Origin of the sequence: Streptomyces spiroverticillatus, from assembly GCA_014650415.1 — a bacterium.
GTDB classification, from domain to species: domain Bacteria; phylum Actinomycetota; class Actinomycetes; order Streptomycetales; family Streptomycetaceae; genus Streptomyces; species Streptomyces spiroverticillatus.
Map to the genome: position 1 here is coordinate 1 of BMUX01000009.1, position 19,330 is coordinate 19,330.

General features: G+C 71.6%; 13 protein-coding genes, 1 tRNA gene and 1 pseudogene. 8 read left to right on the forward strand and 7 right to left on the reverse strand.

Annotation, left to right across the window (positions count from 1 at the left end; translation table 11 throughout):
• Nucleotides 1-72: 72 nt before the first annotated feature.
• From IE269_RS23440 to IE269_RS23450, 3 genes and pseudogenes are all read right to left on the reverse strand, one after another.
• Nucleotides 73-741: pseudogene (locus IE269_RS23440) on the reverse strand (transcription-repair coupling factor); the annotation flags it as partial.
• Nucleotides 742-1,179: 438 nt separating this feature from the next.
• Nucleotides 1,180-3,756: an ABC transporter permease gene (locus IE269_RS23445; RefSeq protein WP_189825090.1), complete on the reverse strand. Its 2,577-nt coding sequence runs from the start codon at nucleotides 3,754-3,756 to the stop codon at nucleotides 1,180-1,182.
• On the reverse strand, nucleotides 3,753-4,571 hold the full coding sequence (locus IE269_RS23450) for an ABC transporter ATP-binding protein (RefSeq protein ID WP_189825091.1): 819 nt from the start codon (nucleotides 4,569-4,571) through the stop codon (nucleotides 3,753-3,755). Before IE269_RS23450 ends, IE269_RS23445 begins: the two co-directional genes overlap by 4 nt.
• 252 nt (nucleotides 4,572-4,823) lie before the next feature.
• Here IE269_RS23450 and IE269_RS23455 point away from each other — a divergent pair, with 252 nt between their 5' ends.
• Nucleotides 4,824-6,557, forward strand: a complete 1,734-nt coding sequence (locus tag IE269_RS23455; RefSeq protein WP_472941436.1) for an MDR family MFS transporter — start codon at nucleotides 4,824-4,826, stop codon at nucleotides 6,555-6,557.
• 148 nt (nucleotides 6,558-6,705) lie between these two features.
• Here the strand turns inward: IE269_RS23455 and IE269_RS23460 are convergent, their stop codons facing one another.
• The 3 genes from IE269_RS23460 to IE269_RS23470 all read right to left on the reverse strand — a co-directional run bounded on the left by IE269_RS23460 (nucleotide 6,706) and on the right by IE269_RS23470 (nucleotide 11,542).
• Nucleotides 6,706-7,593 (reverse strand): coiled-coil domain-containing protein, encoded by an 888-nt coding sequence (locus IE269_RS23460; RefSeq protein WP_189825092.1) that lies wholly within the window; start codon nucleotides 7,591-7,593, stop codon nucleotides 6,706-6,708.
• Nucleotides 7,594-7,804: 211 nt separating this feature from the next.
• Complete coding sequence (locus tag IE269_RS23465; RefSeq protein WP_189825093.1) at nucleotides 7,805-10,516, reverse strand: SUKH-4 family immunity protein; 2,712 nt, start codon at nucleotides 10,514-10,516, stop codon at nucleotides 7,805-7,807.
• A 42-nt stretch (nucleotides 10,517-10,558) separates the two neighbouring features.
• The gene (locus IE269_RS23470; RefSeq protein WP_189825094.1) at nucleotides 10,559-11,542 is read right to left on the reverse strand and encodes an HNH endonuclease; all 984 of its coding nucleotides are present in this window, start codon (nucleotides 11,540-11,542) and stop codon (nucleotides 10,559-10,561) included.
• A gap of 327 nt (nucleotides 11,543-11,869) precedes the next feature.
• On the opposite strand from IE269_RS23470, the gene IE269_RS23475 reads away from it, so the two are divergent.
• Nucleotides 11,870-12,520 carry a YwqJ-related putative deaminase gene (locus IE269_RS23475; protein WP_189825095.1) on the forward strand — a complete coding sequence of 217 codons (651 nt, stop codon included), beginning with the start codon at nucleotides 11,870-11,872 and terminating at the stop codon, nucleotides 12,518-12,520.
• Between the two features lie 10 nt (nucleotides 12,521-12,530).
• Nucleotides 12,531-13,061 (forward strand): SUKH-3 domain-containing protein, encoded by a 531-nt coding sequence (locus IE269_RS23480; protein WP_189825096.1) that lies wholly within the window; start codon nucleotides 12,531-12,533, stop codon nucleotides 13,059-13,061.
• Between the two features lie 260 nt (nucleotides 13,062-13,321).
• Here the strand turns inward: IE269_RS23480 and IE269_RS23485 are convergent, their stop codons facing one another.
• Nucleotides 13,322-14,632, reverse strand: coding sequence for a sensor histidine kinase (locus tag IE269_RS23485; RefSeq protein ID WP_189825097.1), 1,311 nt, complete (start codon nucleotides 14,630-14,632; stop codon nucleotides 13,322-13,324).
• Nucleotides 14,633-14,799: 167 nt separating this feature from the next.
• Between IE269_RS23485 and IE269_RS23490 the strand changes: the two genes are divergently transcribed.
• From IE269_RS23490 to IE269_RS23510, 5 genes are all read left to right on the forward strand, one after another.
• The gene (locus IE269_RS23490) at nucleotides 14,800-15,660 is read left to right on the forward strand and encodes a hypothetical protein (protein ID WP_189825098.1); all 861 of its coding nucleotides are present in this window, start codon (nucleotides 14,800-14,802) and stop codon (nucleotides 15,658-15,660) included.
• Between the two features lie 27 nt (nucleotides 15,661-15,687).
• Nucleotides 15,688-15,759: transfer RNA gene (locus tag IE269_RS23495), tRNA-Gln, on the forward strand.
• 165 nt (nucleotides 15,760-15,924) lie between these two features.
• Nucleotides 15,925-17,373, forward strand: a complete 1,449-nt coding sequence (glmU, locus tag IE269_RS23500) for a bifunctional UDP-N-acetylglucosamine diphosphorylase/glucosamine-1-phosphate N-acetyltransferase GlmU (RefSeq protein ID WP_189825099.1) — start codon at nucleotides 15,925-15,927, stop codon at nucleotides 17,371-17,373.
• 103 nt (nucleotides 17,374-17,476) lie between these two features.
• Nucleotides 17,477-18,454 carry a ribose-phosphate diphosphokinase gene (locus tag IE269_RS23505; protein ID WP_189825100.1) on the forward strand — a complete coding sequence of 326 codons (978 nt, stop codon included), beginning with the start codon at nucleotides 17,477-17,479 and terminating at the stop codon, nucleotides 18,452-18,454.
• 268 nt (nucleotides 18,455-18,722) lie between these two features.
• Entirely contained in the window at nucleotides 18,723-19,307 is a 585-nt protein-coding gene (locus IE269_RS23510; RefSeq protein WP_189825101.1) for a 50S ribosomal protein L25/general stress protein Ctc, read from the forward strand.
• The last annotated feature ends 23 nt before the right edge of the window (nucleotides 19,308-19,330 follow it).

The window sequence follows — 19,330 nt, forward strand, 5'->3', positions numbered from 1 at the left end:
CCCCGCGCGGCTCAACTGCCGTGCGGGGCTTCTGTGTTCCTGGGGTCTTGTTAGCTAGACTCTGCATAGAGGGGATTGGCGGTCGGCGACCTTGAAGTACCGGATCTCCTCGACGTCGTCGCCCCAGAACTCCACCCGGAGGGGGTGCTCCTCGGTCGGCGGGAAAACGTCCAGAATTCCACCGCGTACGGCGAACTCGCCACGCTTCTCGACCAGTTCCACCCTCTGGTACGCGGCCGCCGCGAGCGCGTCGGTCACGTCCGCGAGGTCGGCCGTCTGCCCCGACCTGATGGACACCGGGACCAGGTCCCCGAGCCCCTTCACCTGCGGCTGGAGCACGGACCGTACGGGGGCGACGACCACGCTGACGGGACCTGCGGCCGGGTCGTCCGTGCTCGGATGCGCGAGCCGGCGCAGCACCGCGAGCCGCCGCCCGACCGTGTCCGACCGGGGCGAGAGCCGCTCGTGCGGCAGCGTCTCCCAGGCCGGGAACTCCGCCACGGAGTCCTCCGGCAGCAGGGTCCGCAGGGTGGCGGCCAGCTCCTCGGCCTCCCGGCCGGTGGCGGTGACCGCCAGCACGGGCCGGCCGGCGTCACGGGCGAGGGCGGCGAGGGCGAAGGGGCGGGCGGCGGAGGGTCCGACGAGGTCGACGTGCATGCGGTTGCCGTCGACGGCGGCCTTGACCGCTTCGGCGAGCGCCGAGTCTCGTACCACTGCATCCAGCAGGCCGTGCAAGCTCATGAAGGGCATCCATCCGAACGCTTGGATCACTGAGGTGGTCGCGCGGGCCCGTGGCCGGGGGCCGAGCGGGCAACGCGAGCCGCCCGACACGTCGCACGGGCCGGGGGCTCCCAGCCTACGACGCGCGCAGCGGGGCCGCTGGCTGGAAGGGTGCTGCGAAGCAGCCCCTTCCAGGGGCGCGGGGAACTGCGCGAGCAACCAAACAACAAGCCGCGCGGCGAGCGCTTTAGGGAATGGGGCGGGACCGGGGCCCCAACCGGGGGTCCGGGGGCAGAGCCCCCGGCCTGAACCGCAACCCGGCACCGGACGTGCGGGCAAGGGCCGGAACCGGGGTGGCCCGGTATCGGGCGGGCCGCCCCCTTGCCCGCCCGTTCCGCCCCCCCGGGGGGGGCGGCCCCGCCGCCCAAGGGGACGGGGGGGGCCGCCCCGTACAGCCCCTCAGTCCGTCGCGATCGCGTTCAGGATGTTGAGCCGCCCCGCCCGGAACGCCGGCACCAGCGCCGCCAGCAACCCCACCACCGCCGACGCCACGAACACCACCCCGATCGTGCCCCACGGAATCTCCAGAATCGTGATCCCGTCCAACGCCATCAGCTTCTGCGCCGCCGTCCCCCACGCCAGCCCGAGCCCCAGCCCCAGCACTGCCCCGAACAGGGCGATCACCACGGACTCCAGCCGGATCATCCGCCGCATCTGCCGCCGCGACAGCCCGATCGCCCGCATCAGCCCGATCTCCCGGGTCCGCTCGACCACCGACAGGGCCAGCGTGTTGACGACGCCCAGCACGGCGACCACGATCGCCAGCCCCAGCAGCCCGTACACGATGTTCAGCAGCTGATCGATCTGCGCCTTCAGGTCCTTCTTGTAGTCCGTCGAGTTGAGCACCTTGTACTGCGGGTACGGCTCCACGGCCTTCTTCATCGCCGCGTAGGCCGTGTCCGCCTGCCCGTCGGCCGCCTTCGCGAAGAGCATCACGTCCTGCGGCATGCTCGCCGCCGGAATGTGCTGCACAGCGGTCGCGATGCTCAGATACATCGCCCCCTTGTCGACATTGACGTCGTCGGACGTCACCGCCGCCACCCGCAGCTTCGCGCTCTTCCCGCCGGGGAAGACGACCCCGACCGTGTCGCCGACCTTCACCCGGTGCTGCTTGGCGTACTCCTCACCCACGGACATCGCCCCGGGTTCGTACGCATCCGCCAGCTTTCCGCTGACCGTCTCGCGCTTCAGGTCCTGCATGTACGAGGGGTCGGTGGCCGACAGCATGCGCCGCCCCGAGGTCCCGTCCGGTGCGGTGACCTTCGCATCCACCCCCTTGTAGTGGGTCACGTGGGCCAGCCCGTCCACCTTCTCCACGGCCGCCCGCGCCTGCGGAAGCACCGGCTGCCCGTTGTTCGCCCGTACGGTGAAGTCCGCCCCCACCGAACGGTCCAGCTCGTCCGTCGCCGAGGCGACCATCGAGGACGCCCCCACCGACAGGCAGGCCACCAGCGCGAGCCCGATCATCAGCGCGGAACCGGTGGCCCCGGTGCGCCGCGGATTGCGCAGCGCGTTGCGCTCGGCCATCCGCCCCACGGGCCCGAACACCCGCAGCACCACGGCGGACAGCCCCTTGACCACGAACGCCACCAGCAGCGGCCCGAACACCACGAACCCGACCAGGCTGCACACCACACCCACACCGAGCAGCAGCGCACCCTGCCCCGCCTGGGTCGCCTGCGCCGCCGCGTACAGACCGGCCGCACCGGCGAGCGTCAGCACCGCGCCGAGCACGGCCCGTACCCGCCCTGACTTCCCGTCCGCCGGGACTCCGACGTCCCGCAGCGCGGCCATCGGCGACACCTTCCCCGCCCGCCGCGCGGGCAGATAGGCCGCCACCACGGTCACCACAACCCCCAGCACCACACCGATCACCGGGGTCGGCCACCGGAACGTGAGATCCGCAGTGGCCAGGTTCATGCCGATCGCGCCCATGAACTTCATCAGCCCGACGGCCAGCCCCACCCCCGCGGCCACCCCGAGCACCGACCCCACCACACCCAGCAGCAGCGCTTCGAGCAGCACCGACCGGTTGACCTGCTTGCGGCTGGAGCCGAGCGCCCGCATCAGCCCGATCTCGCGGGTGCGCTGGGCGACCAGCATGGAGAAGGTGTTGATGATCAGGAAGATGCCGACGAGGAGGGCGATCCCGGCGAAGCCGAGCATCGCGTACTTCATGACGTCGAGGAACGAGGCGAGGTCGCTCTTGTTCGCCGCCGCTTCCTCCGTCTTGGTCTGGTACGTGTACGTGCCCGCCCCGAGCGCGGCACTCACCCGGTCCTTGAGCTGTGTCTCGCTGATCCCCTCACCAGCGGTGACATTGATCCCGGTGAACAGCCCGATGCCACCGAGCAGTTGACGCTGGGCGGTCGCGGTGTCCAGGAAGACGAGGGTCGCACCGGGGTTGGTCGTACGGAAGGTGGCGATCCCGCTGATGCGTGCGCTGTGGTCGCCGGTGACGGCGATCGTGCGCAGTTCGTCGCCGAGCTTCAGCCCGTGCTTGTCGGCGGTGTCGGCGTCGACCATGACCTCGGTGGGCCCGCGCGGGGCGTGCCCGGATGTGATGTCGAGGGAACGGGCGCTACTGGAGGACCAGTTGCCGGCGAAGGTGGGGGCGCCGTTCTCGGTGCCCATGTTCTTGTTGTCGGCGTTGACGACGGTGACCGACTCGCTGCTGACGGTACCCTCGGCGTCCTTGACGCCGTCCGCCTGCTTCAGCGTGCCGACGGCGGCGGCCGGAATGGTCAGCGGGCGGCCGGAGTTGCGCGCCGACTGGTCGTCCTTCTCCTTCTTCGGCGTCACGGTGACGTCGGCGGAGGTGGTCGCGAAGAGCTTGTCGAAGGTGGTGTTCATGGTGTCGGTGAAGACGAGGGTCCCGCAGACGAAGCCCACCGACAGCAGGACGGCGACGGCGGAGAGCACCATGCGTCCCTTGTGCGCGAAGAAGTTGCGCAGCGACGACTTCCAGACGGTCATGACGTCCGCCCCCGGCCGTCGAAGGCGGGGGTCTGGGGGTGTCCCCCAGAAAGACGCAGCATGCGGTCGAGTACGAGTTCGGCGGTCGGCCGGCGCATCTCGTCGACGATCCGGCCGTCGGCGAGATACAGCACACGGTCCGCGTACGAGGCGGCCACCGGGTCGTGGGTGACCATCACGATGGTCTGGCCCAGCTCGTCCACGGACAGCCGCAGGAAGTCCAGCACCTCGGCGCCGGAACGGGAGTCCAGGTTCCCGGTCGGCTCGTCACCGAAGATGATCTCGGGCCGGGCCGCCAGCGCCCGCGCCACCGCCACCCGCTGCTGCTGACCGCCGGACAGCTCGGTCGGCCGGTGCTTCAGCCGGTCCCCGAGCCCCACCGTCTCCACCACCCGCCGCAGCCACTCGGCGTCCGGCTTGCGGCCGGCGATGTCCATGGGCAGCGTGATGTTCTCCAGGGCGTTGAGCGTGGGCAGCAGGTTGAACGACTGGAAGATGAACCCCACCCGGTCCCGCCGCAGTTGAGTGAGCCGCTTGTCCCCCAGCCCCGTGATCTCGGTGTCGGCGAGGTGGATCTCGCCGGAGGTCACCGTGTCGAGTCCCGCGAGGCAGTGCATCAGCGTGGACTTCCCGGAACCCGAAGGGCCCATGATCGCCGTGAACTCCCCGCGGGCGATGTCCACGTCGACGTGGTCGAGCGCGACGACACGGGTCTCCCCCATCCCGTACGCCTTGACGACCTGCCGTGCGCGCGCCGCGACGGCCGCGTTCCCGTGTGCGCCCCCGTGCTGGGGAATGCCTACCGCCGTTGTCATGCCAAGTCCCCTTATTCGGTCCCGTACTTCCCCGTGCTTCACCTAAAACCAAGCTAAGGACGGGACCGTCCGGGCACGTCGCCCCTGGGTACCAAGCGGGCACGGCACCGAAGTAGGGGAATTCCACCCGCGGTTCTCAACCCTGGGGTGGAGCGCGGGCGGAGGGCTCTCCACCCGCTGCGCGCCCTCCCCGGCCCGACCTGCGGGTGAGACGCTGTGCCGAGAAAATACGTGCAGGGGGAAGGGATTTCGGTGGCCGACAAAGATGTAAGTGGCACGGGCGAGGAGGGCGCTTCGGGCGCGGGCTCCGGGAACTCGGGCGCGGGCTCCGGCACCGGCGCGGGCTCCAATACGTCCGGTACGAGTGGGCAGGCCGCCCCCGCGACCGTCGCGCGCGCCGCGGCCCGTCGCGGACCCGTCGTCGCCGCACTCATGCTGGGCATGGCCCTCGCCGCCCTCGACGGCACGATCGTCTCGACGGCCGTCCCCCAGATCGTCGCCGACCTGGGCGGGTTCACCGTCTTCTCCTGGCTCTTCTCGGGCTACCTGCTCGCGGTGACGGTCACCCTCCCCGTCTACGGCAAGCTCTCCGACACCTTCGGCCGCAAGCCGGTCCTGATCACCGGCATCGCCCTCTTCCTCCTCGGCTCCATACTCTGCGCGCTGGCCTGGAACATGCCGGCGCTGATCGCGTTCCGCATCGTGCAGGGCCTGGGCGGCGGTGCGATACAGGGAACCGTCCAGACCATCGCCGCCGACCTCTACCCCCTGAAGGAACGCCCCAAGATCCAGGCCAAGCTGTCGACCGTGTGGGCGGTGTCGGCGGTGGCCGGCCCGGCTGTGGGCGGTGTCCTCGCCACATACGCCGACTGGCGCTGGATCTTCCTGATCAACATCCCCGTCGGGGCGGTCGCGATGTGGCTGATCGCGAAATTCCTACGCGAGCCGGGACGCGTCCGGGAACCCGGGTCGTCTCCCGTACGTTCTCGTATCGACTGGCCCGGAGCACTTGCCGTGTTCGCCTGCGGCGGGCTGCTGTTGACGGCGCTGGTGCAGGGCGGGGTCGTCTGGCCGTGGCTCTCCGCCCCGTCCCTGACGCTGCTGGCGGCGAGCGCCGTGCTGGTCGTGGTCGTCGTCCTGGTCGAGCGGCGCGCCGCCGAGCCGATCCTCCCCGGCTGGGTGTGGCGCCGGCGCACGATCGCGGCGGTGAACGTGGCGCTGGGGATGCTCGGGCTGCTCATGGTCGCCCCGATGGTCTTCCTGCCCACGTACGCCCAGTCGGTCCTGGGGCTCGGCCCGACCGCCGCGGGCTTCGTGCTGTCCATCATGACGCTGAGCTGGCCGGTGTCGGCGGCGCTCAGTCAGCACGTGTACGGGAGGATCGGCTTCCGCCAGACGGCGATCATCGGCATCTCCCTGGCCACGCTCATCCTGCTGGCGTTTCCGTTGTTGCCCTTCCCCGGCTCGGCGTGGATGCCCGCCCTGATCATGCTGCTGCTGGGCGGGGCGCTCGGCCTGTTCCAACTCCCGCTGATCGTGGGGGTGCAGTCGACGGTGGGCTGGTCGGAGCGGGGGACGGCAACGGCGTCGATCCTCTTCTACCGGCAGTTGGGGCAGAGCGTGGGGGCGGCGGTGTTCGGGGCGGTGGCCAACGCGACGCTCACGGACCGGCTGTCCTCGGCCCCGCCCGGGCTCCGGGAGGGCCTCCCGGGCGACCTCGACGCGGTCTCCCACGCACTCACCGACCCGGACTCGACGCTGGGGGCCGGGGCGGCGGAGTACCTGCGCAGGGCCGTGGACGCGGCGGTGGACCACGTCTACGTGGGCGCTGCGGCCGCGGGCTTCCTGGCCCTGCTGGCCCTGGTGCTGCTGGCACCGAGACGCTTCCCGGTCCTGACCGATCCGGCGGTGGACGCGCCCCTTCAGGAGCGCGGGGAACTGCGCGAGCAACCAGAGAACAAGCCGCGCGGCGAGCGCTTTAGGTGAAGGGGCGGGACCGGGGCGAAAACGGGGGCCCGGGGGCAGAGCCCCCGGCATGAACCGCACCCCACCACCGGCCCGCACGGAAGACCCTCCCCGCCAGACCGAGACACCGGGCAACGGCACGTACCCGCACCCCCGCCCCGGAGGGGGGCTACCCCTCCGCCACCGCCCGCCCCGTCAGCGCCGCCAGGCTGTTCCGTACATGCGCCATGTGCGCCTGCACTTCCTCCCGCGCCTCCTCGTGCTCCCTCAGCACCCGCTCCGTCTCCCGCTCGACCCCCGCCTCGACACCCCGCGCCTGCGCCACCAGCTCCGCGCCCCGCGCCTCCGCGTCCTCCTGCCCGTGCCGGGCCTCCTCCTCGGCCTCGGCCAGACCCCTGCGGGCCGCGGCCAGCACCGCCTCCGCCCGCGAGGTCAGCGCCGCGAAGTGCTCGTCGGCCTCGGCCTCGCGCTCGGCGAGGGCCCGCTCGCCCGCCTCCCAGCGTTCGGCGTGCTCCTTCTCCTGGTCGGTACGGATGCCCTCGCTCCGCTTGCGGGTCTCCTTGAGGGCGGCCTGCGCCCTGGTCCGCCACTCCTTGGCGTCCCGGCGGGCGGCCGTCCGTACCCCGTCCGCATGCGCGGCCGCCTCCGCGAGCAGCCGGGACGCGCTCTCCTCGGCCTCCGCCCGGACCCGCTCGGACGCCGCACGAGCCGCGTCCCGTACCGAAAGCCCCTCGGCCTCCGCCGCCGACATCACCTCGGACGCCTCGTCCTCCGCCCCGGCCCGCAGCTCGTCGGCCGCCTCCCGGGACAGGGCCAGGATCGTCTGCGCGCGCTCGCCCAGCGCCTCGTACGTCTGCGGCGGCAACTGCGCGACCCGCTCCCGCAGGGCGCCCGCCTCGGCCTCCATCTGCTTGGCCAGCACGGTCAGCCGCGCCGCCCGCTCCCACGCGTCGTCGCGGTCCCTGAACAGAGCGTCGATACGGCGGTCCACCTGCTCCGGGCGGTAGCCGCGGCCCCGCACCGTGGTGAAGCCGTGGGGTGACGTCGATGCGTTCATCCTGTTTTCCCCTTCTCTGCGGTTCTCTGCGGTTCTCCGCGGCGACCAGGAAACGGGCCGGAGATTCCGGCGGATCCTGATGTATCGGACTCAAGTGTCCATAACCGAACACTCTGCCTGATGGCCGCCCCCGTTCGGGGCAGGAAAACGGCCGGGGCGCACGACCTGAATCAACAGGTCGTGCGCCCCGGTCCAACCAACGGATCCGCCGCTACAGCAGCCCGTCCCACATCTGCTCCAGCAGCACCGACCACCAGCTCTCCGGCGACGCCAGCGCCGCCGGGTCCAGCGCCGCGAGCTGCGCCTGGAAGTCGACGGTCCAGCGGCCCGCCTGCTCGGGGTTGAGCCCGAACCGCAGCCGCCACATCCGTCCCAGCAGAGCCAGCGACCGTACGAACTCGGGCAGACCGGTGTTCACGAACTGCGGCGGCACCGGCGCCCCGCCCGGACCCGCCTCGACCGGTACCGCCACGATGTTCGCCGTGCCGTACTGCACACAGATCGCACGCCCGAAGTCCGAGCCCATGACCAGGTACGAACCCGCGTCCGACGCGGGCTGCACCCCGCGCTGCTGCGCCAGCTCGGCCAGCGTCGGCACCGGCTGGCCCGGCACCGCCTGCGCCCAGAAGAACGGCCCGAAGTCGACCGGCAGACCGGCCCACATCAGCGTCACCGCCACGGCCTCCGGCACGCCCTGGCGCGAGACCGCGTTCTGGTCGTACCGGAAGATCGCCTGCGGACCGAACGCCGAGACCAGCTCGTGCGCCACACCCTCCGGCATGGCAGGGGGGATCTGCGGCAGCTGGCTCGGGTGCGGCAGCGGCGCCCGCACGGGAGCGGGCCGCGCCGGACCGTCGGCGACCTGGTGCAGCTCGCCCTGGTGGGTGAGCAGGTGCCGCATGCCCTGCTGGCGCGAGGTGTGGTCGGTGCCGTACGGAGCCACGCTCGTGATCCGCACCTGCGGCCAGGTCTCGCGGATCATCCGGGCGCAGTAGCCGCCGGGCAGCTCGCAGGACGCCAACTCGGTGTGCAGTTCGAGGACTTGCTGCGGCGGGACCTGCATCGCGCGCAGCTCGTGCAGCATCTGCCACTCCGGGTGCGGCGTGCCGGGCGCGCTGCGGCGGATGAGCTGCTGCTCGGAGCCGTCCTGGGCGCGGTAGCGCAGCACCGCCTGGTAGCCGGGGCCGACCGTGGGCAGCCCGGGCGGGGGCTGCTGCGGGTAGCCGTAGGCGGGCTGCGGCTGCTGCCCGGCGTGCGGGGGCGGCATGTTCGGCGGCGGCATGTTCGCGGGCGGCGGCGACATCTGCCCGTGCGGGGGCGGCATCGCACCGGGCGGACCGGGCGGCTGCGGAGCCCCGGGACCGCCGGGCGGCGGACCGGCGAGCATGGTGGCGGCGTGGTGCACACCACCGCCGGGCGGCGGGGTCGCACCGGGCGGACCGGGCGGCTGGGGCGCACCCGGGGCCCCGGGCGGGCCCGGGGGCTGCACGTTCCCACCGCTGGACGGCGGACCCGAGAGCATCGTCGCCGCGTGGTGCACCCCGCCGCCGGGCGGCGGCGGGGTCGAGCCGGGGGGCCCGGGCGGACCCGGCGGCTGCGGGGCACCGGGACCGCCCTGCCCCGGGCCGGCCAGCATGGTCGCCGCATGGTGGACACCACCGCCGGGGGGCGGCGGGGTCGAACCGGGAGGCGCCGGCGGACCGGGCTGCTGCGGGGCGCCGGGACCGTCGCCGGAGCCCAGGTGCGGAACCATCGCAGTCGGTACGTAACCGCCTGCCGGAGCACCGGGCGCGCCCGGCCCCGAGGGTGGGGGCACCGCGCCGGGACGCGCGCCCGGGGTGCCGGGGGCGCCGGGCGGCGGAGGGGTCGTCGAAGCGCTGCCGCGCCGGGCACCGGGCGGCAGGGTGGCCTTGCTGGTCGCCGCGTCGGCGATGTCCTCGGCCCCGGCGGAGAGCCCGGGGCGGCCGGGAGAACCCGGGACACCGGGGGCCGCGGGCGGCTGCGCACCGGAAGCACCAGGGGCACTGGGAGCGCTGGGAGCACCGGGAGCGCTGGCGGCACCAGGCCCCCCGGGAGCCCCCGGAGCTCCAGAACCGGAACCCGCTCCCGGCCCCGAAGCGGAATCCGCCCCCGGAAGCGGCTGCGGCGCCGACGGGTCGGGCAGCGCGGGCGCGACGGCGGTGCGGGGAAGCTGACTGCCGCCCTGGATCAGCGAGGTCTTGGCCTCGGGTCCCACGCCGGGCGGCGGGGTGTCGTCGTCGTCCGCCCCGACGAGCGGGGGCGCGAACACGGTGGCCGGCAGCGGAACACCGCCCGCGTCCGAGGAGTTGGTGTCCGTCCCGGCCCACGGGGTGGCCCCGGCGGGCGGCGGGGTGGGGGCGGGAGCGGCACCGGGCCCGGGAACACCGGCGGCACCGGCCCCGGGGGCCGGGCCCGACCCCGTACCGGAAGCCGACCCCGACCCCGTACCGGAACCAGACGCAGCCGAGGAACCGGACGCACCCGAAGAACCCTCCGAGCCGCCCCCCGACGTCCTGCGCCCCGCGAGGCCGACCTTGTCCGCCGCCTCCTGCAACCACTCGGGGGGCGTCAGCAGGAAGGAGGTCTGTTGCAGGTCGACGCGTTGCGGCGGAGCCTGAGCAGGTTCCTCCGGTTCGCCCGCCGGGCTTCCGTAGGCCTCCTCGTACCGCCTGATCACCTCGCCCACCGGCATCTCCGGCCACAGCGTGGCCTCGCCGCTGTCGCGGGCGATGACCAGGCGCTGACGCCCTCCGTCGGAGACCGGACCGTTCTCCCGGTCCTCCGCCCACACCACGAAGCCGAGGTCGAACTCCCGCACCCGCACCTCACGGTGCTGGTACGCGGGCACGTCCCCGTTGACCCACTCGTCTGCGCGTTCCTGCGCCTGCGCGAAAGTCACCATCGGACCGTCACCCCCGTCGTACTCGTACACATACCCGTCACGTCACACCTCGTCGGAGACGGGGACCGCGCGGGCGAAGCCGCCGTCCACCATCAGGTCCGCCACCGTCTGCAACTCCGGCGGGCTGCCCGCCAGCCGCTGCAGGAATTCGTCGAAGTCCTCGCCGCAGGGCAGCAGCAGCCGCTCCACCCGCTCCTGCACCGACCAGCCGTCCTGGTCGCGCGCGTCGTCGTACGCGCAGAACCACACCGAACCGGCACTCTCCCCGCGCACCTTCACGGCGAGGATCCCGCCCTGCACGAAGGTGACGCCGAGGTAGTCCTTGGTCAGGTGATCGCGCAGACACTTGTTGACGTACACCAGATCGTTGACGCCCGCCTCGTCGCGGACGGTGAAGAACGGCTGGTCGACCAGCAGCCCCAACTCCGCGTCCAGCGCCGCCCCGACGGGCGCGCAGCCGCCCGCCGCCTTCAGGAACGAGCGGTACGCACCGGGCAGCCGGTAGCCCAGGTCCTCCTCCACGCCCAGCACCTGCGACTCCGACACCGCGACCGTCCCCTTCGGCAGGCCGAAGTGCACGGGCCGGGTCTCCTGGAGTGGGCGGGTGCCGCGCTTGTCCTGGTCGACCTCCGTCGTCGCGAGCCCGCCGTGGTGGCGCAGCAGCGCCTTCACCTCGACCGGGATCAGATGCATACGACGGGTGTGCGGTACGTGGTGCCAGGTCCAGCCGTGCGGGGTGGCGACCGGGTCGAGCGTCTCCCACAGCTCGTGGCCCTCGGCGTGCAGCGCGGCGTTGGCCGACACGTAGTCGGTCAGCCGCAGCTCGTCCACGCCGAAGCCCTCGGGGGGCTCGGCGATCTCGGCGGCGGCGCGCGCGTAGGGCGCGAAGTCCGGATAGCCGTCCCCGTCCACCCGCACACCCTGGGGGTGGCGGGCGGCCCGGACCGGGTCCGGGAAGTTCACGAGCTGCCCGGCGTAGGCCGCGTTCGGTGGCGCGGCCTCGTGCCCGAGCCGACCTGTCGTCATGGCTGTTGCCCCCTGCTGCGTCCGGCGGATTCACCACAGCCTATGCGGTGGTGCAACAGGGGGTCCTGCCCCTGCCGGGCTGCCACGACGCACGTACGAAGGGGTCGTGACCGGTGGTCGACCACCCCTCCACGGGCCGTCACTCGCAGGCGTCCCGGCCCTCACTCGCGCACCGGAAGCGGGCGGCGTATCGGGGGGACTCGCCCGAAGCGGTGCCCCAGCTTCCCCACGACAGGGCACATTTGGCAGGCTGTCCCCGCAACTCGGGGGATTGCAGGGAGGGAACGCACCACCATGCACACTGCACAAACAGGAAAACCGCCCACAATGCGGGCAACGGGGACAACAGAGGCGACAGGAGCCGCGGGCACACCAGCAAGCAGGACCGGAAGCACCACCACCGAAAGCTCCGCAGGGAACACCACCCACCCCACGCTCCACCTCTCGGGCGACCGCGACGAGGCACCCGCTGCCTCCCCCGCGGACCGCCCCACCGGCGACCCCCGACTCAGCTGGAGCAGCACCGCCACCCAGGCCGCGCCGCCCACCCTGCGCCACCGCCGCGACGGCATACTGCCCACCGTCGCCGCCGCCCTCTCGGTGCGCGGCGCGGACACACTCACCTGCACCGCGGGCAAGGGCGACCAACCGCCCGCGCTGCACCCCCTCGTCCAGGACTTCCTGGACACCCTCACCAGCAACCAGCGCACCCGCTCCACCGGCCGCTGCCCCGAAGCGATCCTGCTCTCCCGGCACATCACGGCCGCCGAATCGGGCCGCTCCAAACGCGCCGCCCGCAAGCCGCTCACGGCCAACGAGGCGCGCCGCTCACTCAAGCACTCCAAGCTCACCGCACGCCGCATCCGCGAGGACGGCGACCCGCTGCACGGCAGTTACGCACCCCCCTGCCGCTCCTGCGCGCCGCTCCTCGCCCACTTCGGCGTACGTCCGGTGGACCCCACGGCCGAGAAGGGCTGACCCGCACCCCATGCCCCCCACCACCCCCAACGGGCCCGCCCACCTCAACACCAGCACGACCCGCTTCCCGGTCGCCGTCGACGCGGCACTGCGCGAAGCGGGCTGGCAGCCGGGCCGCTGGGACATAAAGCAGGCCGAACACTGGGCCGACACCCTGCGGGCCCACGAGTCCCCCGCAGGCCACCACCACAGCGTCTTCCCCGCGGCGGTCGAGGCCTGGGCCGAATTCGGCGGCCTGCACATCACACCCCCCGGGGCGGGCCGCCAGATCGCGCCCACCGCCGTCCACCTGGACCCGCTCCACGGGCTCCACCTGGCCCGCACCCTCGCGGACCTGGGCCGCGCCCTGGACACCCAGATCTGCCCGCTGGGCCAGGAATCCACCCCGGCAGGCGACCCGCAGGCCACCCTGGCGATCGACGCGGAGGGCCGGGTCTACAGCCTGGACCACACGGGCGACTGGTTCCTGGGCCACACGGTCGACGCGGCCCTCGCCACCCTGATCACGGGCACACAGCCACCCCGCCTGACCACGGGCTGACCCGCCACGGGCGACGGGGACGCCTTCCCTTTCCGCCGAGCCCCCCTGGGCGGCGGGGCCTTTCCGCCGAGCCCCCTTGGGCGGCGGGGCCGCCCCCCGGGGGCGGAACGGGCGGGCAAGGGGGCGGCCCGCCCGACACGGGCCCAGCCCCGTTCCGGCCCTCTCGCCACCGGCCCACCGGGGCACCCCCCGCCCAACCCCCGCACCGGACGCGCGTCACCGCAAGAGCCAAGCCCACCCCGTACCGCCCCCAAAACCCCCTACACCGGCAACACCGCCGACACCCGAAACCCACCCGCCTCCGTACCCCCCGCCACAAACACACCCCCAAGCGCAGTCACCCGCTCCCGCATCCCCACCAACCCATTCCCCCCGCTGGGCAGCCCGACCTCCACCGCCCCCGCATCCGAGACCCCGTTCTCCACCTGCATCGCGACCTCCCCCTCCCGATAGGCCAGCCGCACCCACGCCTTGGCCCCCGCCGCATGCTTGTGCACGTTCGTCAGGGCCTCCTGGACCACCCGGTACGCCGTCTGCTCGACCAGCGCCCCGCACTCCACCGGCTCACCGTCCACGGACAGCTCCACGACCATCCCCGCAGCCCGCGACTGCTCCACCAACATCTCCACATCGGCCAGACACGGCCCGCCCTCCGCCGCCGCAGCCGCAGCCGCAGCAGCCGCCCCGACCGCCTCCAACGGCTTCGGCCCGGCAGCCGCCGCCTCCCGCACCACGGCCTCCCCCGACCGCAGCACCCCGAGCATCTCCCGCAACTCGGTCAACGCCTGCCGCCCCATGTCCCCCACCAACGCGGCGTTCTTCACCGCCTTCTGCGGATCCTTCAACGCCACCGCCTGCAACGCCGCCGCATGCACCACCATCAAGCTCACCCGATGCGCCACGACGTCATGCATCTCCCGCGCGATCCGGGTCCGCTCCTCCGTACGCGCCCACTCGGCCCGCTCCTCGGCCCGGTCCGCGAGCAGGGACAACTCCCGCTCCAGCGAATCGGCCCGCTCCCGCAAGCTCTCCATGAGCCGCCGCCTGGCACCTATGTACAGCCCGAGCAACACCGGCGGCGCGGCCATCCCGAGCGACAGCACGAACGCCATGATCGCCGTGGCCCCGGCCCCCGGGTTGAACTCCGCCGCGTCATCCCCCGCCAGCGTCCGCATCCGCACCCACGACGCCACCAGCGTCCCCACGAACGACATCGACGCCAGCAACGCAGTGATCCGACGCGGCACCTCGGACGCCGCCAGGGTGTACAGCCCGATGATGCTCATCAGGAAACCCATCTCGGCCGGCGTCACCGCAATCGACACCAGCACCACAGCGATCGGCCACCGCCGCCGCACCAGCAACGACGCCCCGACCACCACCCCCAACAGCACCCCGAGCACCATCGGCACACCGGTCTCGCCCGCGAACGAGACCCCCTCGACCGCGCACTCCGCCGCCGACACCGCAGCCAGCCCCGCATCGAGCACGACACTGCGCCGCCGCTCCCACCACCAGAACCGCGGACTGGTCAGGCCCACGTCGCCCCGGATTTCCCCCGTAACGGTCATACGAACCAGCCTACGGGCGACCCCCGCCCCATTTCCTGCGACTTCCCCAGCCCCCGCCGCAGCACGGAAGAGATCACACCGCCACCGTTTCGGCCACAGTCCACCCGAATCCCTGAATCGCCCGCATTTTCGGCACACGCGTCCGCTTGGCGAACAAAGCTGCCCGCATGACGACCACCCCGCACTCGAAGTACGCGGACTTCGAAGCCCTCCGCGAGCAGGCCGTCGCGCTGCGCCGCGAGGGGCTCAGCCTCAGCCAGATTCGTGACCGCCTGGAGGTCTACAACAACGACGTGCTCACCCAGCTCGTCAAGGGTGAACCCGCCCCCGAGTGGACGAAGCGTCCCAGGGCCAAGGACGAGCTGCGCGAAAGGGCACGCGAGCTGCGGCTCAGAGGGATGACGTACAACCAGATCCAGACCGAACTGGGGTGCTCCAAAAGCTCGGTCTCCCTCTGGGTACGGGACCTCCCTCAACCCGATACAGAGACTTCCACCGACCGGGCAAAGCGTGCTGCCAGAACACGCTGGGACCGCGAACGCCCTCTCCGCGAGGCCGAACGCCAGCGGACCAAGCAGGATGCAGCGCAGGAGTTCGACCCGCTCAGCGAGCAGACGCTACTCGCCACAGGTGTAGCCCTCTACTGGGCCGAGGGAACAAAGGACAAACCCCATGCACGACGGGAGCTCGTCGAGTTCATCAACAGCGCCCCCGACGTCATCCGCCTCTTCCTGCGTTGGCTGACCCTGGTGGGTGTTGAACCCGACCGCCTCCGCTGTCGGGTCTCCATCCACGAGACGGCCGACCTATCGGCCGCCGAGGACTTCTGGGCCGAGCTTGTCGGCATTCCGCGCGCATCATTCGGCAAGCCCGTGATCAAGAAGCACAACCCAAAGACCGTCCGCAAGAACACCGGAGCCGCCTACCGAGGCCGCCTGGTCATCCGCGTGACCAAAAGTGCGGAGCTATACCGTCGCATTGAGGGCTGGTGGTGCGGCATAGTGTTGGGGTCGCAGCCCACAGCCTGACGCAATGTCCGGTTTGGGTCACTATGGTCCCCCATGGTGTAATTGGCAGCACTGTGGCTTTTGGTGCCATCTGTCCGGGTTCAAGTCCTGGTGGGGGAGCTGTCGCATTTGTCGGGTCCCGACCTCACCAGGTCGGGACCCGCCCTCGTTTCCCCCTCGTAACCCCCCGGTATCCTGCGAAGGTCCACCCCGGAACCCCCGCGAGTCCCCGTACTCCCCGGAGCGTCCGCCGGAAGATCCCCGAAGTAGCCGAAGGGCACCACCGTGAGCGCCAATAGCCCGGCAGCCGTCGTCGTCCTCGCAGCGGGTGAGGGCACCCGCATGAAGTCGGCCACCCCGAAGGTCCTGCACGAGATCAGCGGGCGCTCGCTCGTCGGTCACGTCGTCGCCGCCGCGCGCGAGCTGGACCCGGCCGACCTGGTCGTCGTCGTCGGCCACGCCCGCGAGAAGGTCGTCGCCCACCTCGGCGAGATCGACTCCGACGCGCACACCGCCGTGCAGGAGCAGCAGCTCGGTACGGGTCACGCGGTGCGGATGGGCCTGGAAGCCCTCGGCGGCAGCCCCTCCGGCACGGTCGTGGTCGTCTGCGGCGACACCCCCCTCCTCACCGGCGCGACGCTGACCGCCCTCGCCGCCACGCACTCCGCCGACGGCAACGCCTGCACGGTGCTGACCGCCGAGGTTCCGGACTCCACCGGGTACGGCCGTATCGTGCGCGACCCGCAGACGCAGGCCGTGACGGCGATCGTCGAGCACAAGGACGCCTCCGAGGCCCAGCGCGCCATCCGTGAGATCAACTCCGGCGTCTTCGCCTTCGACGGCGAGCTGCTCGCGGACGCGCTGGGCAAGGTCCGTACGGACAACAGCCAGGGCGAGGAGTACCTGACCGACGTCCTCGGCATCCTGCGCGAGGCCGGTCACCGTGTCGGCGCGTCCGTGGCCGCCGACCACCGCGAGATCCTCGGCATCAACAACCGCGTGCAGCTCGCGGAGGCGCGTCGCCTGCTGAACGCGCGTCTGCTGGAGCAGGCCATGCTCTCGGGCGTGAGCATCATCGACCCGCAGTCGACGTTCGTCGACGTGACGGTGACCTTCGGCCAGGACGCGATCGTCCACCCGGGCACCCAGCTCCTCGGCACCACGCACATCGCCGCGGACGCCGAGGTCGGCCCGAACACCCGCCTGACCGACACCAAGGTCGGCATCGGCGCGCGTGTGGACAACACCGTGGCGGTCCAGGCCGAGATCGGCGCGGCCGCCAGCGTCGGTCCGTTCGCGTACCTGCGTCCGGGCACGAAGCTGGGTGTGAAGTCGAAGATCGGTGCGTACGTCGAAGCGAAGAACGCGTCGATCGGCGAGGGCTCCAAGGTCCCGCACCTGTCGTACGTGGGCGACGCGACGATCGGCGACTACACCAACATCGGCGCCGCCAGCGTCTTCGTGAACTACGACGGCGAAGCCAAGCACCACACCACCATCGGCTCGCACTGCCGCACGGGTTCGGACAACATGTTTGTGGCGCCTGTCACTGTCGGGGACGGTGCCTACACCGCTGCCGGGTCCGTGATCACGAAGGACGTGCCGGCCGGTTCGCTGGCCGTGGCCCGGGGCCAGCAGCGGAATATCGAGGGTTGGGTCGCTCGCAAGCGTCCCGGCAGCGCCGCCGCGCAGGCCGCTCAGGCGGCCTCTTCCGAGGCGAACAGCGAAAGCTGACCGGAAACGGGTGCTCCGTGCACCGCGTACCGTGATAGATGCACACCATTTCGGCTGGCTCGCAGGCTGCTGGCGGCCAGAAACACTCTGAGGAGACCGTGCTGTGACCGGGATCAAGACGACCGGCGAGAAGAAGATGATGCTCTTCTCCGGCCGCGCACACCCCGAGCTGGCCGAGGAGGTCGCACATCAGCTGGGCATCGGCGTCGTGCCGACGAAGGCCTTCGACTTCGCCAACGGTGAGATCTACGTCCGCTTCCAGGAGTCCGCGCGCGGCGCCGACTGCTTCCTGATGCAGAGCCACACGGCTCCCATCAACAAGTGGATCATGGAACAGCTCATCATGATCGACGCCCTGAAGCGTGCTTCGGCCCGTTCGATCACGGTGATCGTCCCGTCGTACGGCTATGCCCGTCAGGACAAGAAGCACAAGGGCCGCGAGCCGATCTCGGCCCGTCTGGTGGCGGACCTGCTGAAGACCGCGGGCGCGGACCGCATCCTCACGGTCGACCTGCACACGGACCAGATCCAGGGCTTCTTCGACGGCCCGGTCGACCACCTCACCGCGCTCCCCGTCCTCGCGGACTACGTGGGTGCGAAGGTCGACCGCTCCAAGCTGACGATCGTCTCCCCGGACGCCGGCCGCGTGCGCGTCGCCGACCGCTGGTGCGACCGTCTGGACGCGCCGCTGGCGATCGTGCACAAGCGCCGTGACAAGGATGTCGCCAACCAGGTGACCGTCCACGAGGTCGTCGGTGAGGTGAAGGGCCGTGTCTGCGTCCTGGTCGACGACATGATCGACACGGGTGGCACGATCTGCGCCGCCGCCGACGCCCTGTTCGCGCACGGCGCGGAGGACGTCATTGTGACGGCCACGCACGGCATCCTGTCGGGCCCGGCCGCGGACCGTCTGAAGAACTCCAAGGTGAGCGAGTTCGTCTTCACGAACACGCTGCCGGACCCGTCGGACCTGGAGATGGACAAGATCACGGTGCTGTCGATCGCGCCGTCGATCGCCCGCGCGGTGCGTGAGGTCTTCGAGGACGGTTCGGTGACGAGCCTCTTCGAGGAGCAGTCCTAGTACGACGCCTTAGCTGTACGAGGAGGGGCCGCCCGGTGGTGCACCGGGCGGCCCCTCCTGCGTATCCCGGTGTCCCGGTGTCCCGGTGTCCCGCACCGAAGATCGATTGGGCGAGTGCGGACCACCCCGGGTACAGTGGCGAAGTTGCTCGGCGAGGGAGGCTCGTACCTCCGTTATCGACGCGCTCTTCGTAGCAGGCTCCGCAGCGGGCCGTTCGTGTGGCCGGGTGACGACCAACCCCGTTTCCACCATTACGAGGAGTGCAGTCATGGCTGAGGTCAAGCTCACCGCTGAGGTCCGTACCGTGTTCGGCAAGGGCGCTGCCCGCCAGACCCGTCGTGAGAACAAGGTTCCCGCGGTCATCTACGGTCACGGTGCCGAGCCGGTCCACGTCTCCCTGCCGGGCCACGAGCTGATGATGGCGCTCAAGACCCAGAACGTGCTCATCTCCCTCGACATCGAGGGCCGCAACGAGCTCGTCATCCCGAAGGCCGTCCAGCGTGACGCCATCAAGCGCACCCTGACCCACGTCGACCTGCTCGCGGTCAAGCGCGGCGAGAAGGTCACGGTCGAGGTCGCGGTCATCTCCGAGGGTGACCTGGCGCCGGGCGGCAACCTCCTGGAGAACGTGCTCAACACCCTCTCCGTCGAGACCGAGGCCACCCACATCCCCGAGTCGGTCACCGTCTCGGTGCAGGGTCTGGACGCCGGTGACGCGATCCACGCCAAGGACATCACGCTGCCCGAGGGCACCACGCTGGTGACCGACGCCGACGCCGTCGTCATCCAGGTCGTCTCCGCGCAGGCAGAGGAGCCGGCTGCGGACGCCGACGCCGAGGGCGCCGAGGCCTGAGCCTCGTAGCTTTTCGTTGTACG

What these genes read in the sequence shown, in the direction of transcription:
- IE269_RS23445 (WP_189825090.1), bottom strand. Translation starts at nt 3,756, where the DNA reads ATGACCGTCTGGAAGTCGTCGCTGCGCAACTTCTTCGCGCACAAGGGA.
- IE269_RS23450 (WP_189825091.1), bottom strand. Translation starts at nt 4,571, where the DNA reads ATGACAACGGCGGTAGGCATTCCCCAGCACGGGGGCGCACACGGGAAC.
- IE269_RS23460 (WP_189825092.1), bottom strand. Translation starts at nt 7,593, where the DNA reads ATGAACGCATCGACGTCACCCCACGGCTTCACCACGGTGCGGGGCCGC.
- IE269_RS23465 (WP_189825093.1), bottom strand. Translation starts at nt 10,516, where the DNA reads ATGGTGACTTTCGCGCAGGCGCAGGAACGCGCAGACGAGTGGGTCAAC.
- IE269_RS23470 (WP_189825094.1), bottom strand. Translation starts at nt 11,542, where the DNA reads ATGACGACAGGTCGGCTCGGGCACGAGGCCGCGCCACCGAACGCGGCC.
- IE269_RS23475 (WP_189825095.1), top strand. Translation starts at nt 11,870, where the DNA reads ATGCGGGCAACGGGGACAACAGAGGCGACAGGAGCCGCGGGCACACCA.
- IE269_RS23480 (WP_189825096.1), top strand. Translation starts at nt 12,531, where the DNA reads ATGCCCCCCACCACCCCCAACGGGCCCGCCCACCTCAACACCAGCACG.
- IE269_RS23485 (WP_189825097.1), bottom strand. Translation starts at nt 14,632, where the DNA reads ATGACCGTTACGGGGGAAATCCGGGGCGACGTGGGCCTGACCAGTCCG.
- IE269_RS23490 (WP_189825098.1), top strand. Translation starts at nt 14,800, where the DNA reads ATGACGACCACCCCGCACTCGAAGTACGCGGACTTCGAAGCCCTCCGC.
- IE269_RS23510 (WP_189825101.1), top strand. Translation starts at nt 18,723, where the DNA reads ATGGCTGAGGTCAAGCTCACCGCTGAGGTCCGTACCGTGTTCGGCAAG.